The 18,145-nt window shown below is 59.7% G+C and carries 20 protein-coding genes; 9 read left to right on the top strand and 11 right to left on the bottom strand.

From position 1 onward, the window contains the following. Positions 1–5 precede the first annotated feature (5 nt). Genes PAF18_RS12920 through PAF18_RS12910 form a run of 3 tightly spaced genes read right to left on the bottom strand, consistent with a single transcriptional unit; the run spans position 6 to position 2,536 of the window. Complete coding sequence (locus PAF18_RS12920; RefSeq protein WP_271116108.1) at positions 6–1,787, bottom strand: sensor histidine kinase; 1,782 nt, start codon at positions 1,785–1,787, stop codon at positions 6–8. Between the two features lie 6 nt (positions 1,788–1,793). Continuing rightward, positions 1,794–2,384 carry an RNA polymerase sigma factor gene (locus PAF18_RS12915; RefSeq protein WP_271116107.1) on the bottom strand — a complete coding sequence of 197 codons (591 nt, stop codon included), beginning with the start codon at positions 2,382–2,384 and terminating at the stop codon, positions 1,794–1,796. 5 nt (positions 2,385–2,389) lie between these two features. Continuing rightward, positions 2,390–2,536, bottom strand: coding sequence for a NepR family anti-sigma factor (locus tag PAF18_RS12910; RefSeq protein ID WP_271116106.1), 147 nt, complete (start codon positions 2,534–2,536; stop codon positions 2,390–2,392). A gap of 93 nt (positions 2,537–2,629) precedes the next feature. Here PAF18_RS12910 and PAF18_RS12905 point away from each other — a divergent pair, with 93 nt between their 5' ends. Beyond that, on the top strand, positions 2,630–3,433 hold the full coding sequence (locus PAF18_RS12905; RefSeq protein ID WP_271118136.1) for a response regulator: 804 nt from the start codon (positions 2,630–2,632) through the stop codon (positions 3,431–3,433). Further along, positions 3,430–4,530: a THUMP domain-containing class I SAM-dependent RNA methyltransferase gene (locus tag PAF18_RS12900; RefSeq protein ID WP_434802261.1), complete on the top strand. Its 1,101-nt coding sequence runs from the start codon at positions 3,430–3,432 to the stop codon at positions 4,528–4,530. Before PAF18_RS12905 ends, PAF18_RS12900 begins: the two co-directional genes overlap by 4 nt. On the opposite strand, the gene PAF18_RS12895 is transcribed toward PAF18_RS12900, so the two are convergent. From PAF18_RS12895 to PAF18_RS12880, 4 genes are read right to left on the bottom strand one after another with little or no spacing between them, the layout of a single operon-like run. Then, positions 4,512–5,411 carry a YihY/virulence factor BrkB family protein gene (locus PAF18_RS12895; RefSeq protein ID WP_271116104.1) on the bottom strand — a complete coding sequence of 300 codons (900 nt, stop codon included), beginning with the start codon at positions 5,409–5,411 and terminating at the stop codon, positions 4,512–4,514. The two genes, PAF18_RS12900 and PAF18_RS12895, sit on opposite strands and share 19 nt — an antisense overlap. Before the next feature lie 49 nt (positions 5,412–5,460). Further along, positions 5,461–6,183: a DNA polymerase III subunit epsilon gene (gene dnaQ / locus PAF18_RS12890; RefSeq protein WP_271116103.1), complete on the bottom strand. Its 723-nt coding sequence runs from the start codon at positions 6,181–6,183 to the stop codon at positions 5,461–5,463. After that, positions 6,176–6,775, bottom strand: coding sequence for a dephospho-CoA kinase (coaE, locus tag PAF18_RS12885; RefSeq protein WP_271116102.1), 600 nt, complete (start codon positions 6,773–6,775; stop codon positions 6,176–6,178). Before coaE ends, dnaQ begins: the two co-directional genes overlap by 8 nt. Further along, positions 6,772–7,632, bottom strand: a complete 861-nt coding sequence (locus tag PAF18_RS12880) for a shikimate dehydrogenase (RefSeq protein WP_271116101.1) — start codon at positions 7,630–7,632, stop codon at positions 6,772–6,774. The genes coaE and PAF18_RS12880 overlap by 4 nt, the downstream gene beginning before the upstream one ends. Before the next feature lie 370 nt (positions 7,633–8,002). Here PAF18_RS12880 and PAF18_RS12875 point away from each other — a divergent pair, with 370 nt between their 5' ends. From PAF18_RS12875 to PAF18_RS12845, 7 genes are all read left to right on the top strand, one after another. Further along, positions 8,003–8,449: a CopD family protein gene (locus PAF18_RS12875; RefSeq protein WP_271116100.1), complete on the top strand. Its 447-nt coding sequence runs from the start codon at positions 8,003–8,005 to the stop codon at positions 8,447–8,449. 166 nt (positions 8,450–8,615) lie between these two features. After that, a complete protein-coding gene (gene rho, locus PAF18_RS12870) occupies positions 8,616–9,887 on the top strand; it encodes a transcription termination factor Rho (protein WP_271116099.1) in 1,272 nt (423 codons plus the stop codon). Between the two features lie 6 nt (positions 9,888–9,893). Next, positions 9,894–11,153, top strand: a complete 1,260-nt coding sequence (gene mnmE / locus PAF18_RS12865) for a tRNA uridine-5-carboxymethylaminomethyl(34) synthesis GTPase MnmE (RefSeq protein WP_271116098.1) — start codon at positions 9,894–9,896, stop codon at positions 11,151–11,153. 12 nt (positions 11,154–11,165) lie between these two features. Then, complete coding sequence (gene mnmG / locus PAF18_RS12860; RefSeq protein ID WP_271116097.1) at positions 11,166–13,004, top strand: tRNA uridine-5-carboxymethylaminomethyl(34) synthesis enzyme MnmG; 1,839 nt, start codon at positions 11,166–11,168, stop codon at positions 13,002–13,004. 2 nt (positions 13,005–13,006) lie between these two features. After that, on the top strand, positions 13,007–13,600 hold the full coding sequence (gene rsmG, locus PAF18_RS12855; RefSeq protein WP_271116096.1) for a 16S rRNA (guanine(527)-N(7))-methyltransferase RsmG: 594 nt from the start codon (positions 13,007–13,009) through the stop codon (positions 13,598–13,600). Continuing rightward, the gene (locus PAF18_RS12850) at positions 13,593–14,372 is read left to right on the top strand and encodes a ParA family protein (protein ID WP_271116095.1); all 780 of its coding nucleotides are present in this window, start codon (positions 13,593–13,595) and stop codon (positions 14,370–14,372) included. Before rsmG ends, PAF18_RS12850 begins: the two co-directional genes overlap by 8 nt. Beyond that, positions 14,369–15,247: a ParB/RepB/Spo0J family partition protein gene (locus PAF18_RS12845; RefSeq protein ID WP_271116094.1), complete on the top strand. Its 879-nt coding sequence runs from the start codon at positions 14,369–14,371 to the stop codon at positions 15,245–15,247. The genes PAF18_RS12850 and PAF18_RS12845 overlap by 4 nt, the downstream gene beginning before the upstream one ends. Here PAF18_RS12845 and PAF18_RS12840 read toward each other — a convergent pair. From PAF18_RS12840 to rph, 4 genes are read right to left on the bottom strand one after another with little or no spacing between them, the layout of a single operon-like run. Then, positions 15,244–15,597 carry a YbaN family protein gene (locus PAF18_RS12840; RefSeq protein ID WP_271116093.1) on the bottom strand — a complete coding sequence of 118 codons (354 nt, stop codon included), beginning with the start codon at positions 15,595–15,597 and terminating at the stop codon, positions 15,244–15,246. The genes PAF18_RS12845 and PAF18_RS12840 overlap by 4 nt on opposite strands. Next, positions 15,597–16,751 carry a radical SAM family heme chaperone HemW gene (gene hemW, locus PAF18_RS12835; protein WP_271116092.1) on the bottom strand — a complete coding sequence of 385 codons (1,155 nt, stop codon included), beginning with the start codon at positions 16,749–16,751 and terminating at the stop codon, positions 15,597–15,599. Before hemW ends, PAF18_RS12840 begins: the two co-directional genes overlap by 1 nt. 60 nt (positions 16,752–16,811) lie before the next feature. After that, positions 16,812–17,423: an RdgB/HAM1 family non-canonical purine NTP pyrophosphatase gene (gene rdgB, locus PAF18_RS12830; protein WP_271118135.1), complete on the bottom strand. Its 612-nt coding sequence runs from the start codon at positions 17,421–17,423 to the stop codon at positions 16,812–16,814. Continuing rightward, positions 17,420–18,130 (bottom strand): ribonuclease PH, encoded by a 711-nt coding sequence (gene rph / locus PAF18_RS12825; protein ID WP_271116091.1) that lies wholly within the window; start codon positions 18,128–18,130, stop codon positions 17,420–17,422. The genes rdgB and rph overlap by 4 nt, the downstream gene beginning before the upstream one ends. Positions 18,131–18,145: the final 15 nt, after the last annotated feature.

Raw genomic sequence — 18,145 nt, 5'->3', positions numbered from 1 at the left:
CGCATCTAGTGACGCGACCCTTCCCGCGCTGCCGAGGTCAGCACGACATTCCGGTCCTCGATCGGCAGCGGGCGGATTTCCTCGATGCGGAATACGAGGGACAGCGTGAATTCGGTTTCCGACGTCTCGATCACCGCCTCACCATCGAGTTGCAGGGCGAACGCCTCGATCAGTTGGCCGCCGAGGCCCGTGCTTTCGATGTTGAGGTCCTTCTCGCCGATCGAATTGGTCACTTTCAGCTCGGCATGATCGCCATCCACGCGCACCAGGCTGACCCGCGCCCATGCCTCATCGTGGCCCGGCGGGATGCCTGCATATTTCATCGCGTTGGTGAAAGCCTCGTTGGTCAGCAGCGTCAGCGGCACTGCCTGATCAGGCTGAAGGATCAGAGGCTCCAGCTTGGTGTCGACCTTCAGCCTCTTTCCGGGGCCCATCGAAGCGCTGGTCATCTGATTGATAACCTCGGAAATGAGCCGATCAGCATCGACCGATTCCAGATGTTCCGCCTGATAGAGATTCTTGTAGATCGAAGCCAGAGACGCCACACGATCCTGCACGGACCGCAGCGTGCGCTTTGCATCGTCATCCTCGATCAGCCGCCCCTGCATCGAGATGATCGAGGCGATAAGCTGAAGATTGTTCTTCACCCTGTGATGCACCTCTTTCAGCAGGACGGTCTTCTCGTCGATAGCCGCTTCGAGCGCCGCCTCGTCGCGATTGAGAATTCGCACCATGTTATGAAAGGTGCGCGACACATCGGCGATCTCGGTCGGGGCGTCTTCCATGATGCGGGGCGGCGCGGCGCGGTCGCCCACGGCAAAGCGGCGCATCTGGCCGCGCAACTCGCGGATATGGCGCAGAACAAGACGATACACCGCGTAATAGGCGACGCCAAGCGACACCGCCCAAAGCGCTACGGCAAACAGCACCGCGGTCAGCTTGGTGACGCGGTAGCCCTGCACCCCTGCCTCCATCGGGCTGAAACTGCCCAGCGCATAGACAAGGCCGGGAACCACCGAGACGACGGCAAAGACGCGCTGCTCACCCGAGGCCGTGATGTCCGTAAAGGTGGTCTCCGCCCGTGATATCAGGCTGCGGAGTGTCTCATTCCGGGGCAAGGCGCCGCTGATATCTTCGACGACACCCTCATCGGCGGACAGTATGTCGCCCTCGGCATTGAAGGTGATGGTGCGCGCGCCCTTCCCGCCATAGATCGACCCATGCGTCGATTGCAGCAGTTCCTGAGACAGCGAGACCGAGACATAGCCCAACAGCTCGCGTTCGCGATAAAGGGGCTGCGCGACCACAACCACCGCCTGCTGACTGACCGCGCCGCGCCGCATCGGGACCACAACGGTGGTCGGGCTCGCGAGAAAATGCTCATAGGCGGTGAAGCCGTTCATGTCCGCGACGATCTCGCCGGAATTGCACTCCGATGTGCCGTCCAGCCGGGTGAAGCCGGCATAAACATAGGTCGCGCCCCGTTCGACGAAGCTCTTGAGCATGTTGGAACAGGCCGCCGCATCGTCGATGCCGCGCAGCACCGCAGGGCCAAGCGCATCCGCTGTTCCAAGCGCGCTCTGAAGCAGCGCCCGCTCACCCGCAGCGGCTGCGCCGGTGCGCCCGACAATGGCGGTCTCTGCCGAGCGTTCCGCTTCGCCCGACAGATACATCGTCTGGATCAGCGACATCAGCCCGATCGGCAGGATCGCCACCGAAAGCAGCGCCGCGAGACGGAATCCGAGACCCTTCGTGAACTGGAGTGTCTCGAGCAGGCCCCGCAGCATCGTGCCTCAGCGCATCACGGGCGAGTTCGACGCCATCGCCGCCAATGTGGTTCGGTCGGTCATTTCCAGCTCTTCGCCCTCTTCGAGATGAAGCAGCTCGGCCAGCTTGCGGCGGCCACGATTGGCGCGGGATTTCACCGTGCCGACCGCAACGCCGGTCATTTCAGCGGCTTCTTCATAGGAAAACCCGGAAGCTCCGACCAGGATCAGCGCCTCGCGCTGCTCATCGGGCAGATGGGCGAAGGCATCGCGGAAGTCCGACAGGGCGAGACGCCCGTCATGTTCGGGGCGCGTGGCCAGCCTCGCGGCATGAATACCGTCTGCGTCAGACACTTCGCGCTTGGTCTTGCGACGGGCGGAATAGAAAGTGTTGCGCAGAATGGTGAACAGCCACGCCCGGAGATTGGTGCCGGGCTGGAATTTATCCATATTCGTCCAGGCCTTGACGATGGTGTCCTGCACAAGATCATCCGCCGAGGCACCTTCGCGGGTCAGAGACAGCGCAAACGCGCGCAGCGCGGGAAGATGATCGACAAGTTCGTCGCGGGGGTTGGCGCCGGACTTCTGATCCTGCGCGACCTTCGATTTATCAGCCAAGTCTCTCACTCCTGCTCGCGGAGTTTTTCAAGCAAGGCGAGCAATTCGTCGGGTATGTCCTGCTCACTGTCCTGCTGGTAGACGCGTTTCAGATTTTCGTCGATCTGCTTGTCGAGAGCAGCTTTTTTTCGCTCGTCGCGCTTACTCGTCATAATTTTGTTAATCCCGCCAATCTTGTGCGCACGCCGCTCAACCGATAGATGACACCTAGGTTCCATTTGAGGGCCGCGACGATCGAGGTTTACATGTCTTCTGCCGATCTTGCCAAGTCTATCGGGCGCGAGCTGCCCTTTTTGCGGCGCTACGCCCGCGCGCTTACGGGTAGCCAGACCGTCGGCGACAAATATGCTGCCGCCGCGCTGGAGGTCATCCTGACCGACCGGAGCGTGATGGACGGGCTCGACACGCGGGTCGGATTGTTCCGGGCGTTTCACGCCATCTGGGATTCCAGCGGTCAGCCGGTCGCCGACGCGGATGGGGGCGCGCGGGGGGCGCGGGCGCAGTCGCTGATGTCGAAACTGACGCCCAATTCGCGCGAGGCCCTGCTGCTGAGCTCGATCGAGGGGCTCCGCTATGACGAGATCGGACAGGTGATGCAGATCGACGCCGGTGAGGCCGAGGATCTTGTGCGCATCGCCATGGACGAGATGAGCCAGTCGGTCCGCGGCAAGGTGATGATCATCGAGGATGAGACCATCATCGCGATGGATCTCAAGGGCATCGTTCAGGCGATGGGCCATGAGGTGACGGGCATCGCACGCACCCACTCCGCCGCGATCCAGCTGGCCGACGAAAAACGTCCCGACCTGATTCTCGCCGATATTCAGCTGGCCGACGGATCGTCGGGCATCGACGCGGTGAACGAACTGCTGCAATCGCTGGGCGACGTGCCGGTGATCTTTGTCACCGCCTTCCCCGAACGGCTGCTGACCGGCGACCGGCCGGAACCGGCCTTCCTGATTTCGAAACCCTATACCGAGGATCAGGTCAGCTCGGCGCTAAGCCAGGCCATGTTCTTCTCGTCGACCGAAGGGCTGGCGGCAAGCTGAGCGATCTGGGGATTTTCCTTGTCGCGACGCCGGGGTTGGAGCAGCCGCTGGCCGATGAGGCGCGTGATGCGGGCTTTGCCGATCCGAAGATCGTGCCGGGCGGGGTCGAAACGCAAGGCGACTGGACCGAGGTCTGGCGTGCCAATCTGACGCTGCGCTGTGCGACGCGGGTTCTGGTGCGGGTCGCCTCGTTCCGGGCGATGCATCTGGCGCAGCTCGACAAGCGGTCCCGGAAGCTGCCCTGGGCCGACTGGCTTGACCCCTCTGTCCCGCTTCGGGTCGAGGCAAGCTGCCGCAAGTCGCGTATCTACCACGCCGGCGCCGCAGCTCAGCGGATCGAGCGCGCGCTGCGCGAAGAGCTTGGCGCGAATATCTCGCCCGATGCCGACGTTGTGGTAAAGCTGCGGATCGAGGACGACCTCGCCGTTGTCAGTCTCGATTCCTCTGGCGAGAGCCTGCACAAGCGCGGCCACAAGGAGGCCGTGGCGAAAGCCCCGATGCGCGAGACCATGGCCGCGGCATTTCTGCGCGAATGCGGTTATCAGGGGCGCGAGCCGGTCCTTGACCCGATGTGCGGCTCGGGGACATTCGTGATCGAAGCCGCAGAGATCGCAGCGGGGCTGTTGCCCGGCCGGGACCGGAATTTTGCGTTCGAGCGTTTTGCCAGCTTCGATCCGGATATTTGGGTCAGGATGAAAAGCACCGCCGTGCGAGCTCCGAAGTTTCTTTTCAGCGGCAACGACCGCGATGCCGGAGCCGTGCGGATGAGCCGCGAGAATGCCGAGCGTGCGCAGGTCTCGGCGTTCTGCGATTTCCGACAGGGCGCCTTCGCCGATCTGAAACCGCCCGAAGGGCCGCCGGGGCTGGTCATCATCAACCCTCCCTATGGCACACGAATTGGCAATAAAGGCCCGCTTTTCGGGCTGCATGCGCAGATGGGCGAGGTGCTGATGTCACGTTTCCGCGGCTGGCGCGTGGGGATCGTGACGTCGCAGCCGGGGCTGGCAAAGACCACTGGACTGCCCTTCAAGCCACCCGGCCCCATCGTGGCGCATGGTTCACTGAAGATCCGGCTCTATCAGACAGACCCGCTCTGAGCCTGTTCTGCCTCGTCACGCAGGGATTGTCGTGCCTCGCGCGCAGCGGCGACGCGGCGGCGGCGGCGCAGCTCGACATTGAAGATCGCGCCGAGCATCACCGAGAAAGCCGCCAGATAGAACCACATCAGCAGCGCCACCACCGCCCCGATGGAGCCGTAGATCCGGTTATAGCTGTTGAAGCTGCCCAGATAGGCTGAGAACGCCAGCGAGGCGAGGCCCCAGGCAATGGTCGCCACGATGGAGCCCCAGGTGAAAATCGGCGTGCGCGGGCGGCGCACATTCGGGCCGTAACGGTAGAGGATCCCGATCCCGATCATCACGATCAGCAGCATCCCGGCCCATGGTAGCCCGGTAATCAGCCAGCCGCGCAGCGGACCAAGCGCGAAAAGATTGAGGATGATCGGCACGACCACAATGGTCACCAGCCCCATCAGCACGACGCCCACAATCGCCAGCGTCAGCACATAGGCCAGCACAAAGCCGACGATGGTCGAATGGGCGCGCACCCCATAGGCGGCGTTCAGGCCGCGCACAAGCGCGTTAACCCCGGCCCGCGCGGCGATGGTGGCGATCATGAAGGACAGAAAGGTCGTCCAGCCAAGCTGCGTGCGCCCGCCTTCGGTCAGCGAATCCACCTGTGCCTGAAGGATATCCATCGCCTCTGGCGGGATAAATTCTTCTCCGACATGGACATATTGCTGAATGATGTTGGGATCATACCAGAGCCCCCACAGCGCGATGATCGCCGCGAGGCCTGGAAACACGGCAAACATCGCATAGAAGGCCACGCCTGCCGCGATCAGACCCATATGGATCTTGTCCATCCGCTCTCCGAGAGCTGCGATGAACTGCCAGATGTCCCGCAATGGCCCGATCATGTGCCCCGCCCGTTCAACTGGGTCAGTGTCGGCGCTCTGTTCGGGAAGATCAACCGGCTGAGGGGCTGACGTAGCGATGCCACAAGGCGTTTTCACCGATCTTCGCGACGAATTCCTCATGGGCGGCACGTTCTGCATCGCTCAGCCGTGAAGCGAGTGCTGCGGGGCGCTGACGCGCGTCGCTGCGCGATTGATGCCGTTCGGTTGGGCCGTTTTGATCATGCTGCTCAGACGGCGCGCTTAACACAAGGTCGGGTTGGCGACCGCCGATCAGTTCGAGATAGACCTCGGCCAGGATCTGGCTGTCGATCAGAGCGCCGTGCAAGCTCCGCGCCGAGTTGTCGATATTGAAGCGGCGGCATAGCGCATCGAGCGAGTTCTGAGCACCGGGAAATTTTTCGCGCGCAATGGCCAGCGTATCGATCGCGCGCGACCAGGGCAGTTTCGGACGACCCAGAGCAGCCAGCTCGGCATTGAGAAATTTCATGTCGAAACTGGCGTTGTGGATGACCAGCTTCGCGTCAGGGCCGATAAAGTCGAGAAATTTGTCGGCGACCTGTTCAAACAGCGGCTTGCCGCTGAGAAATTCCTGCGTGAGGCCGTGGACGGCGACCGCCTCGGCCGGAACATCGCGCTGCGGGTTGATATATTCGTGGAAGGTATTGTCGGTGGGCAGATGGTTGATCAGCTCGACCGCACCGATCTCAACCAGCTTGTCGCCCTTGTCCGGGTCGAGCCCGGTGGTCTCGGTGTCCATGACGATTTCACGCATCTTTCCGCTCCTCAATTTCGCGGCAGATTTCGTCGACCGCCGCATGCGCTGAAGACAGATCGTCGGTGGGAATGACCCAATCCGCGCGGGCACGTTTTTCGTCGTCGGGAAGCTGGCGAGACAGGATCATCGACAGCGTTTCTTCGGTCATTCCCGGACGGGCCAGCACACGCTTCCGCTGGGTGGCGGCGTCGGTCGAAACGACGGCGACCCCATCCATTCCAGCTTCCGCCCCGGTTTCGAAGAGCAGCGGAATATCCAGCACGACGAGGGCCGCGCCGCCTTGTGCGGCCTGCGAAATGAACTCTGCACGGTCCCTTGCGACAAGCGGGTGGACGATGGCTTCGAGCTTTTCAAGCGCAGCGTCATCCTCTGCCAGAGCTTCTTTCAGAAGCGCGCGATCCACAACACCGTCCCTGATGACACCCGGAAACGCGGCAGAAACCTGCGACATGGCAGCGCCGCAGCTGGTATAAAGGCGATGGACGGCGGCGTCGGCATCCCAGACCGGATAGCCACGCTCGGCGAACATGCGCGCTGTCGTGGACTTGCCCATGCCGATGGACCCCGTCAGGCCAAGACGAAACGTCACAGCACAGCCTCGCGCAGCGCATCATCTACTTCTGGCCTTATGCCAAACCAGCGCTCAAAACCCGGTGCCGCCTGGTGCAGCAGCATGCCGAGGCCGTCCACGATCTCGCATCCGCGCCGTTCAGCCTGTTTCAGGAAATCTGTCATCAGCGGCGTATAGACGAGATCTGTTGCAAGCGTCCCCGCGGAAAGCGCTTCGAGCGGCAGCTTCAGCGGGCTTTTCCCCGCCATCCCCATCGACGTTGCATTCACAACCGTGCGCGACCCTTCCAGCATGTTTCCGGCCTGCGCCCAGTCATAGACCACGACCTTGGCACCGAATTCAGACTTGATCTGATCGGCGCGCAAGCGGGTGCGGTTGCTGATCCGGAGTTCGGGCACACCGCTTTCAAGCAGCGATGCGACCACAGCACGCGCCGCGCCGCCCGCACCGATTACCGCGGCCGGCCCCTGATCGGCGCGCCAGTCTGGCGCATATTGCATCAGATTGGCGATGAATCCGTAACCATCTGTATTATCAGCATGAATTTTTCCATCCTGGCGAAAGATCAGGGTGTTAGCCGCGCCAATCAGCGCCGCGCGATCCGTGACAATATCGGCCAGCTTCAGCGCCGCTTCCTTATGGGGAATCGTAAGATTGACGCCGACAAATCCCATGCGAGGCAAAATGCCCAGCACCGCACCGAGATCTTCGGGATGCACCGGAAGAGCTATATAGGCGCCCGGCAATTCGTAGCGTTTCAGCCAGTGACCATGCAGAAGCGGCGAACGGGAATGGGCGATCGGCCAACCAATGACTCCGGCAATTGGCGCATGGTCCGGTCTCGAACCCGGTTCTTCTTGGTTTTGCAAGGTCATGGGATCTTGGATAGCGTTACTCTCCCACCGGTGAAAGCGAAAATCCTACCTCGTCAGAGTGCTGGCCTTGGATGAAATTGTGGATAAGCGCGGGGATGGAAGCGGGGGCGGATCGCTCTGGGGATATGCGATGAGAACCGAGCGCGAACGACAGGCTTTCATCCACAGTTGGACAAAACTGTCGTCGCTTTCCACAGTGTGTGGAAAAGAGGGTCTTATCTGTCTAACTAACTGTTATAATAATATAATTGTCGTTATTCTTTACTGGCTTCTGTGGATAACACGGGGTCGGGCGCTCTATCCCATCATACACATGGCCTACAAACATCATCATCTTTCTTATCTCATATTTTATTTATAAGAGAGGTCCATGTCTGATCTTCTCTCTTCGATCTATCCATGGATAAAATCACTGCATATCATGGCCGTGATTGCTTGGATGGCAGGCCTTTTCTATCTGCCTCGGCTGTTTGTCTATCATGCCGAGAGAGGTGGAAACTCAGACGAGCCGGCGGCGTCCTTCATGATTATGGAGGATAAGCTGCTGCGGCTGATCATGCGTCCCGCGATGATTGTCGCATGGATCTGCGGAATGCTGTTGGTGCTCACGCCGGGTATCGTTGACTGGACGATGGTTTGGCCTTGGCTGAAAGGTGTTTCCGTCCTGATGATGACCTGGTTTCACCACTGGCTGGGACGCCAGCGTGTCGCTCTGCGTGATGGGGCCGGGCTGGATGGTCGGCGTTATCGGATGATGAACGAGGTTCCGACCCTGTTGATGGTGATCATCGTATGTTCTGTGATCTTGAAGTTTTAAGAGATGGCTTCCATCTGTTGATCCGAGATGAGTCCGTGCGCCTGACACGTTGACTCGAATCACGCGCTGCTTTAAGGGCCGCGCAACGGTCTGCCCGTCCGGTGCGGATATTTTCCTTTGAACAATAGAAATCGATGCCCGTGCGGGTGCGATATGCGGTGATGCGATGAGCGAAGAGCGGTTGAATCTGTCCGATCTGAAGGCGAAAAGCCCGAAGGATTTGCTGGCGATGGCCGAGGAATGGGAGATCGAGAACGCCTCGACCATGCGCAAGGGCGAGATGATGTTCTCGATCCTCAAGGAGCATGCGGAGGATGGCTACGATATCGGTGGCGACGGTGTGCTGGAGGTCGTTCAGGACGGGTTCGGCTTTTTGCGCTCGACCGAGGCAAATTATCTGCCCGGCCCCGACGATATCTATGTCAGCCCCGACATGATCCGGCAGCACGCGCTGCGCACAGGCGACTCGGTCGAGGGTGTCATTCGCGCGCCCGGAGAGAATGAGCGTTATTTTGCCTTGACCAAGGTCGAACGCATCAATTTCGAGGACCCGGAGCGGGCCCGGCACAAGGTGGCCTTTGACAACCTGACGCCACTTTATCCGGATGAGCGGCTAAAGATGGAAATCGAGGACCCGACCATCAAGGACCGCTCTGCGCGGATCATAGACCTGGTGGCTCCGATCGGGAAGGGGCAGCGTTCGTTGATCGTGGCGCCTCCGCGCACGGGTAAGACGGTGCTGCTGCAAAACATCGCCCATTCGATCGAGAAGAACCATCCCGAGTGCTATCTGATCGTGCTGCTGATCGACGAGCGGCCGGAGGAAGTGACCGATATGCAGCGCTCGGTGCGTGGCGAGGTGGTCAGTTCGACCTTCGATGAACCGGCAAGCCGACATGTGGCCGTGTCGGAGATGGTAATCGAGAAGGCGAAGCGCCTGGTCGAGCATAAGCGAGATGTGGTGATCCTGCTGGACTCGATCACGCGGCTGGGACGTGCGTTCAATACCGTGGTTCCTTCTTCGGGGAAGGTTCTGACAGGCGGTGTGGATGCGAACGCGCTGCAGCGCCCGAAGCGGTTCTTTGGTGCCGCGCGAAATATCGAGGAGGGTGGCTCGCTTACGATTATCGCAACCGCGCTGATCGATACGGGATCTCGGATGGATGAAGTGATCTTTGAAGAGTTCAAAGGCACTGGTAACAGCGAAATCGTGCTCGACCGCAAGGTCGCCGATAAGCGTGTGTTCCCGGCGATGGATATTCTGAAGTCCGGCACGCGTAAGGAAGAGCTGCTTGTCGATTCGAAGGATCTTCAGAAGACCTATCTGTTGCGGCGTATCCTGAACCCGATGGGAACGACGGACGCGATCGAGTTCCTGATTTCGAAGCTGAAGCAGACGAAAAACAACTCCGAATTTTTCGACTCGATGAACGCGTGAGATTTCTTGGACACCATTTTCGCAGAAGCGACCCCGCCCGGCCGCGGCGGCGTGTCGATCATTCGGGTCAGCGGGCCTGAAGCGCAGCGGATTGCAGAGGAGCTGACGGGTCCTTTGGGCGATGCCCGACATGGGTATCTCAGGCAGATCTCGGACGGCAATGATCGTATCGATCAGGGCCTGGTGATGCGCTTTAACGAAGGGGCGAGCTTTACGGGCGAGGCCGTGGTCGAATTTCACCTGCACGGTGCGCCCGTCGTGGTGAAACGACTCGAGCGTGCTATCCTGTCGAGAGGTGCAAGGCGGGCAGAGCCGGGCGAGTTCACGCTGCGGGCGTTTCAGTCTGGAAACATGGATCTTGCGGAGGTGGAGGGCCTGTCTGATCTGCTTGCTGCAGAAACCGAGGCGCAGCGTAAACTCGCCGTTCAAGTAAGCGGGGGCGCGCTTGGCCGTCTTGTGGAAGGCTGGCGCGACGACTTGGTAGAGGCAGGGGCGATGCTGACGGCGGCAATCGATTTCGCCGACGAGGAAATCCCCGATGATGTCGCGGCAGATGTAGATCGGAGGATCGAGCGGGTTCGGCGATCGGTCGAAGCGCAGCTGGCCAGCTATCCGGCGACTGAACGGTTGCGGCAAGGCTTTGAGGTTGCCTTGGTCGGCGCACCTAACGCGGGCAAGTCATCGTTGTTAAATGCGATTGCACGTCGGGATATCGCCATAGTTACTGACCAGGCTGGAACGACGCGGGATATCGTCGAGTTTCGCGCTGACCTGAGAGGGTTGCCGGTGACGTTTCTGGACACTGCCGGGATACGTGAGACCAGCGATCTTGTGGAGGGCATCGGTATTGATCGGTCGCGAGACCGCGCCCTGAACGCTGATCTGCGGGTGTTTGTGGGTGAGATCCCAGAAGATATGCTTGATCATAAGTGCCCCGGCGACCTTGAGATCCACACCAAGGGTGATCTTACCGGTCGCGATGGGGCCGTATCGAGCGTGACGGGGGAAGGCATCGACACTCTACTCTCAGAGATTTTTGAAGAGCTGCGGGAACGTGTTTCGGAAACGGGACTGGCGAGCCACGCTCGGCAGGCGGACGCCCTGAGCGATGCGGCGCGGGAGTTGGCGCATGTCTCGGGCCATGAGGTAGAGATCGTTTCGGAGCATTTAAGGGCAGCTAGCCACCACCTCCAGAGATTGATTGGCAGAATCGATGTCGAGGATTATCTTGACCGGGTCTTCAGCAGATTTTGTATTGGAAAGTAGAGGCCGTTTCACGTGAAACAATTCGATGTCATCGTCGTTGGCGGAGGCCACGCTGGCACAGAGGCTGCTGCTGCTGCTGCGCGTCTTGGACGGCGGGTCGCGCTGGTGACGATGTCGGAGCGCGATATCGGAACGATGTCCTGTAATCCGGCAATTGGTGGTCTGGGCAAAGGGCACCTTGTTCGCGAAATAGACGCCTTGGATGGCCTCATGGGCCGGTTGGCTGATGCAGCCGGAATTCAATATCGGCTTCTAAACCGGAGAAAGGGGCCTGCTGTCCAAGGGCCGAGGACGCAAGCTGATCGCGATGCTTACCGGCGTGCCGCCCGCAACGCGGTAGCTGCCGAACCTAATATCCGCGTGATATTGGGCATGGTTACCGACCTTGTGGTGGAGGGAGGCCGAGTCGCTGGTGTGAAGATGGGTGATGAGCAGATCCGTGCTCAAAAGGTCGTCCTCACGACCGGCACCTTTCTCAAAGGTCTGATCCATATTGGTGAGAGGACGGTTATGGCAGGCCGCTGGGGCGATCAGTCTTCAGCGAGGCTGTCCGACCGGATAGCCGAATTGGGCCTGAAACTGGGCCGCTTGAAGACGGGCACTCCGCCCCGCTTGAAGAGTGCCTCCATCAACTGGGCAGTATTGGATAAGCAGCCAGCGGACGAGAGTCCGGTTTTTCTTTCTTTCGCGACCTCAGGAAAGCAACTGCGCCAGATCGAATGTGGGGTTACTCACACCAACGAAAAGACGCATCATATCATCAGAGAGAATCTCCATAGATCGGCTATGTATGGTGGTCGGATTGAAGGCGCAGGTCCGCGATATTGCCCTTCCATTGAAGATAAAATCCACCGTTTCGGTGACAAGGACTCTCATCAGATCTTTCTTGAGCCTGAAGGGCTAGAGAGCGACCTCGTATATCCGAACGGCATCTCGACATCGCTCCCCGAGGATGTGCAACAAGATTATGTCCGGACGATCGTCGGCTTGGAGCGCGCAGAGATTGTTCAGCCGGGTTACGCCGTGGAGTATGATTATGTTGATCCACGAAATCTGGATCAGTCGCTGCAGCTAAAAGAGATGCCAGGGCTCTATCTCGCAGGTCAGATTAATGGAACGACAGGTTATGAAGAGGCTGCGGCGCAGGGTCTGGTCGCAGGGTTGAATGCGGCTTCGGACATGCCGGTGCACTTTACCCGAGCAAGCTCCTACATCGGGGTGATGATCGATGATCTTACGAGCCGCGGCGTTTCTGAGCCTTACCGGATGTTCACATCTCGGGCGGAGTTTCGCCTGTCGCTGCGTGCAGATAACGCCGATCAGCGACTGACACCATTGGGTATTCAACTTGGGTGCGTGGGTCGGGCACGTGAGGCCAGGTTCAGTGAGAAGGCTGCAATGTTGTCCGCGGCACGGGAAGATTTATGCGCGCGTCTATATTCCCCGAAGAACCTTGCGGAACATGAGATAAAGTCTGGCCGCGACGGCCAGCGCCGATCGGCATTTCAGTTGCTGTCGGGCGACGCGTGCCTGAATAAACTGCGCGAAATTGACAGCGAGCTTCCGCATTGGCCTGAGGCGATCGAAATTCAACTTAAAATTGACGCTATCTACGCTCAATATGAGGAGCGTCAGCAACGCGAGGCGGAAAGTCTGGCGAAAGACCGAGCCGTCGAGCTGCCAGCACAGTTTGACTACAGCACCATCCCTGGCCTTTCGAACGAGATCAAAGGTAAGCTGGCAAAGTATCGACCGAGTTCGATCGCCGAAGCGTCGTGTATCGAAGGGATGACGCCTGCCGCCTTGTCGCTGCTTTTGGCGCTCACCCGTCGCTCTCGCCGTGCAGGCTGACATTGAGTGTTTCACGTGAAACAAAGCGCCGGCTTGATGCTTATACAGATCTGCTCATCAAGTGGAACCGGACCATAAATCTGGTTGCTCCTAGCACGATCAATTCGATTCATCATCGGCATATCAGCGACTCTGCGCAACTTTACACGCTGGCCACACCGACAGACGGGCGCTGGCTGGATCTTGGCAGCGGAGGCGGTTTGCCAGGTGTTGTGATTGCCATCATGGCCGCCGGAACGAACGTTGAATTCGAACTCGTCGAAAGCGACACGCGAAAGGCCGCGTTCCTAAGAACCGTTGCGCGAGAACTGTCCCTACCCAATCTCGCGATTACCGCCAAAAGGATTGAATCATTGCCGACTGGCGATCATCAATTCGTGAGCGCCAGAGCCCTAGCCCCATTGAAAGCTCTGCTTCCCCATGTCCATCGGCTAATGTCGCGCGACGGTGCGACATGGCTGCTCAAAGGCCGAAATTGGAAACGTGAAGTCGAAGAGGCTAGACGCTCTTGGCGCTTCGACATAGAAACCTACCAAAGTGTGACTGACGCCGCCTCTGCTGTCATTCAACTGAGGAATATCGAGCAAAATGACTGATACCGTCGTGATCGCCGTCGCCAACCAGAAGGGTGGTGTCGGAAAAACCACCACAGCGGTCAATTTGGGTTCCGAGCTTGCTGCGAAGGGCAATCGCACCCTGATCATAGACTTGGATCCGCAGGGAAATGCCTCGACGGGGGTTGGCTGCCCGGTGAAAGGCCGGGCTGCGACGTCTTATGATCTGCTGTCAGGACAGCACCGGCTCGCCGAAACAGTGGTCGAAACCGTTATCGAACGGCTTTTTCTGGTTCCGTCGACACCGGATCTCAGCTCCGGCGATATTGATTTCGCGTCGAAGCCAGACCGCATTCGCCTGCTTAAAACCGTTTTGGCGGATAATGAGGACTTCGATTACATCCTCATCGACTGCCCACCCGCGCTCGGTCTTCTGACGATCAACGCGCTGGTCGCCGCTACATCGGTTCTCGTCCCGCTACAGGCCGAATTTTATGCGCTCGAAGGTTTGTCGCAGCTTTTGATGACTGTCCGGGAGGTTCGGCAGGGCGCAAATCCCGACCTCCGCTTGGATGGGGTGATTCTCACGATGTATGATGGCAGGAATAATCTGTCTCAACAGGTCGAGGCTGACGCGAGGGCGACGCTGGGCGAACTGGTCTATAGCACCATCATACCACGAAATGTCCGTATCTCGGAGGCTCCCTCCCACGGGCTTCCGGTCACCATCTATGACCCTGCGTCATCGGGCAGCCGTGCCTATAAGGCGCTTACCCAAGAATTCCTCAGCCGGCAGATGGAGATGCAAGTATGAGCCAGAACAAACGCAGCAGCCTTGGCCGGGGGCTTTCGGCGCTTATGGCGGACCTCCAGACTGACGAGGGTAACGCCACGTCGCAACCGCGCGGCAACGCATCCGCCGTGCCGATTGAGCAAATCACACCAAACCCCGACCAGCCTCGCCGCATATTCGACGAGGCGGCCCTGAGCGAGCTCGCCGACTCGATCCGCCACCGAGGTGTGATCCAACCGCTTATCGTCCGCCGCCATCCAGACGACGAAAACATCTATCAGATCGTTGCCGGCGAGCGTCGCTGGCGCGCTGCGCAGCTTGCGCAGCTGCACGAGCTTCCGGTCCTGGTGCGTGACTTCAGCGACGCCGAAATGCTGGAAGTTGCCATCATCGAGAATATTCAGCGCGCCGACCTCAACGCAATAGACGAGGCCGCATCCTATCGTCAGCTCATGACGCGCTTCGGGCATACTCAGGAAAAGCTCGCCGAAGCTCTCGGAAAAAGCCGAAGCCATATTGCAAATTTCCTTCGTCTTCTGAACCTGCCTGACCAGGTTCAGGACTGGGTGCGGGAAGAAAAGCTCAGCGCTGGTCACGCGCGCGCATTGATTACAGCCGAAAATCCCACCGCACTTGCCCGAAAGATCATCGACAAAGACCTTTCCGTTCGTGAAGTTGAAGCGATGATGCGAGAGAGGTCGCCCAAGCTATCGCGTCCTCGGCAAGTTGACGAGAAAGATGCCGACACGCGAGCCTTGGAGGGTGACCTGACCGCAACGCTCAATATGCGTGTCCGGATCAAACATGCCGGCACCGATGGCGGCAAAATGGAGATCACGTATCGCGATCTGGAACAGCTCGACCGGCTTTGCCAGATCCTTGCGGGAAGCGCCTAAGCCTCGGCCCGTGTAACGATATAGATCGCTACGAGGCCAAGTATCGTTGCCTGTGCAATCAGGAAAAGATGCGGCACATCCAGAAAATAGGCGATCACCACGCTGCCTGTCATGGCTGCGACCGCCATGACCTTGGCCGAACGGCGTATCGCCCCCCGTTCCTGCCACCTCCGGATATCGGGACCAAACACCGGATCAGAGAGCAGCCGCTGGCGTAGCTTCTCGGACGATCGGCTGAACGCCCACAGCGCGACGAGAAGAAAAGGCACGGTCGGAAGAATTGGCAGGAACGCACCGACGACGGCGCAGCTGACCGCAACCCACCCGATGGCTAGATAGACTAACCTCATCAGCCGACCATCTGCCGCAGAACATAGTTCAGAACCGGGCGACCCTGCCGCGTCACCCGCGCGCGGCCATCCGCGATCTCCAGCAAATGATCGGCGATCAGTTGGTCCACTCGTGGATGATCAAGTCTGCCGCCCTTATCCTTGTATCGCGCCAGATCCATACCCTCCGCAAGCCGCATCGACATCAACAAATACTCGGCCGCTACGTCGTCGCGTGTGAGGGTCTCTGCGTCGATATCGCCATTGCCAGCCTCGTCCACCAACCGCAACCACTTTCCCGGCAACGGCTCCGCAATATTGGCATGGCGTCCGGTCTGGCTGCTCAGCCGTCCATGTGCCCCTGGACCGATACCAACCCAGTCGCCCTGGCGCCAGTAAATCAGATTATGGCGCGATTCGGCTCCGGGCCGTGCATGGTTAGAGATTTCATATCCCTCCATCCCCAAGGAAGCGAGATAATCATTAGTTTCCAGATACATATCTGCGGCGACGTCGTCGTCTGGCAAGCCGCGCAAATGCCCCGAGCGCTGTCTCGCAGCAAAGATCGTCCCGTCCTCGATGGTCAGCTGGTAAAGCGATAGGTGATCGACGGCCATCGAGACCGCCTCTGTAAGTTCACTGCGCCACGCTTCGCGGGTCTGTCTCTGACGCGCATAGATCAGATCAAAACTGACGCGCCTAAAATTTTCCTTCGCAAGATCGAAGGCTCGGCGCGCTTCTGCAACGCTGTGCATTCGCCCAAGCCGCCGCAGGTCGTCGTTATTCATCGCCTGCACCCCAAGCGAGAGCCGGTTGACCCCGGCTTCGGCATAGGCCCGGAAGCGCCCGGCATCGACGCTGCCGGGATTTGCCTCCATCGAAATTTCGATATCATTGGCAAAGCTCCAGCTTGCGCGCGCAGTCTCGATCACCCCGGCCACGGTCTCAGGCGCCATGAGCGACGGTGTGCCACCGCCGAAGAAGACGCTGTTCAGAACACGGCCCGGTGTCAGCGATGCGAAGCGAGCGATTTCGGCGCGATAAGCCCGATCCCATCGTGCGTGATCGATGACGCCGGCCACGTGGCTGTTGAAGTCGCAATAAGGACATTTCGACGCGCAGAAAGGCCAGTGCACGTAAAGCCCGAACCCCCCGGCTTGCCAGCCCTCGGTCATCGGGTAAGACAGAGACGGCAAATTGCTTCGCCGTAGCGCCGCAGTGCAGGTGGGATGCCGTCAGGCAAAACAGGTCTCGATGAGCTTCTTCACCGCCCTGGCGCGGTGGCTGATGCGGTTCTTGTCCTGGGGGCTCATTTCGCCAAGTGTCACGTCCTGCCCATCCGGCTGAAAAATCGGATCGTAGCCGTGGCCCTCAGCACCCTTTGGTGGCCAGACCACCTGTCCCGGAAGGACACCTTCGAAAAGCTCTTCATGCCCGTCAGGCCAGGCCAGAACCAAAGTGCACCGAAACTGCGCGGTCCTTGGGTAGGGAGCGTCGCGCGCCTCGAGCTCGCGCCAGGTCCGCGCCATCGCCATACCGAAATCGCGGCCCTGACCGGTCTCGGCCCAATCGGCGGTATAGACCCCAGGCGCGCCGTCCAGCCCGTCGACGCTGATCCCGCTGTCATCCGAAAGAGCCGGCAGACCGGTCGCCTTGACCGCGGCATGAGCCTTGATCCTTGCGTTACCGGCAAAATTGTCTTCCGTCTCGACCGGTTCGGCGAGATCAAGCTCCTTCGCGCCGACAACTTCAACACCATAGGGCGCAAGAAGCGACTTCATCTCTGCGAGCTTGCCGGCATTATGCGTAGCTACCAACAGCTTCTCGCCCTCGAAACGCCGCATCAGATCGCTGCTTTCTGTGCCGATGTCAGCTCGGCGACGCCAGTCTCTGCCAGATCCAGCAGGTTGTTCATCTGGTTGCGGCTGAAGGTTGCGCCCTCCGCAGACATCTGAACCTCAATCAGTTGACCGGCTCCGGTCAGCACGAAATTACCGTCCGTTCCCGCCTCGCTATCCTCGGCATAGTCCAGATCCAGCACCGGTTGGCCCGCATAGATGCCGCAAGAGACGGCGGCGACGTGATCAAGGAGCGGATCTGAGGTCACCATCCCCGCATCCAGCAGCTTGTTCACCGCGAGCCGAAGCGCGACCCAGCCGCCGGTGATCGACGCGCAGCGCGTGCCGCCATCTGCCTGAATCACATCGCAATCCACCACGATCTGCCGCTCTCCTAAGGCCTGCCGATCGACGCCCGCGCGCAGTGATCTTCCGATAAGCCTTTGAATTTCAACGGTTCTTCCGCCCTGTTTGCCAGAGGCCGCCTCGCGCCGATTGCGCGTATTGGTCGCCCGCGGCAGCATACCGTATTCCGCCGTGACCCAACCCTGGCCCGAGCCCCGCAGAAAAGGAGGCGCCTTTTCCTCGATCGAAGCGCTGCACAACACATGGGTCCCGCCGACCTTGATGAGGCAGGAGCCCTCGGCATGACCCATCACGCCAGTCTCGATTGAAATCGGCCGCATTTCGCTTAAGTTTCGGCCCGAAGGACGCATCGGATTTCCTTTCCT

The organism is Paracoccus sediminicola (assembly GCF_027912835.1).
GTDB classification, from domain to species: Bacteria; Pseudomonadota; Alphaproteobacteria; order Rhodobacterales; family Rhodobacteraceae; genus Paracoccus; species Paracoccus sediminicola.
Note: the sequence above shows the minus strand (reverse complement) of the source record. Positions and strands in the feature narration are given on the sequence as shown.

What these genes read in the sequence shown, in the direction of transcription:
- PAF18_RS12920 (WP_271116108.1), bottom strand. Translation starts at nt 1,787, where the DNA reads ATGCTGCGGGGCCTGCTCGAGACACTCCAGTTCACGAAGGGTCTCGGA.
- PAF18_RS12910 (WP_271116106.1), bottom strand. Translation starts at nt 2,536, where the DNA reads ATGACGAGTAAGCGCGACGAGCGAAAAAAAGCTGCTCTCGACAAGCAG.
- PAF18_RS12905 (WP_271118136.1), top strand. Translation starts at nt 2,630, where the DNA reads ATGTCTTCTGCCGATCTTGCCAAGTCTATCGGGCGCGAGCTGCCCTTT.
- PAF18_RS12895 (WP_271116104.1), bottom strand. Translation starts at nt 5,411, where the DNA reads ATGATCGGGCCATTGCGGGACATCTGGCAGTTCATCGCAGCTCTCGGA.
- dnaQ (WP_271116103.1), bottom strand. Translation starts at nt 6,183, where the DNA reads ATGCGTGAAATCGTCATGGACACCGAGACCACCGGGCTCGACCCGGAC.
- PAF18_RS12880 (WP_271116101.1), bottom strand. Translation starts at nt 7,632, where the DNA reads ATGACCTTGCAAAACCAAGAAGAACCGGGTTCGAGACCGGACCATGCG.
- PAF18_RS12875 (WP_271116100.1), top strand. Translation starts at nt 8,003, where the DNA reads ATGTCTGATCTTCTCTCTTCGATCTATCCATGGATAAAATCACTGCAT.
- rho (WP_271116099.1), top strand. Translation starts at nt 8,616, where the DNA reads ATGAGCGAAGAGCGGTTGAATCTGTCCGATCTGAAGGCGAAAAGCCCG.
- PAF18_RS12850 (WP_271116095.1), top strand. Translation starts at nt 13,593, where the DNA reads ATGACTGATACCGTCGTGATCGCCGTCGCCAACCAGAAGGGTGGTGTC.
- PAF18_RS12845 (WP_271116094.1), top strand. Translation starts at nt 14,369, where the DNA reads ATGAGCCAGAACAAACGCAGCAGCCTTGGCCGGGGGCTTTCGGCGCTT.
- PAF18_RS12840 (WP_271116093.1), bottom strand. Translation starts at nt 15,597, where the DNA reads ATGAGGTTAGTCTATCTAGCCATCGGGTGGGTTGCGGTCAGCTGCGCC.
- hemW (WP_271116092.1), bottom strand. Translation starts at nt 16,751, where the DNA reads ATGACCGAGGGCTGGCAAGCCGGGGGGTTCGGGCTTTACGTGCACTGG.
- rph (WP_271116091.1), bottom strand. Translation starts at nt 18,130, where the DNA reads ATGCGTCCTTCGGGCCGAAACTTAAGCGAAATGCGGCCGATTTCAATC.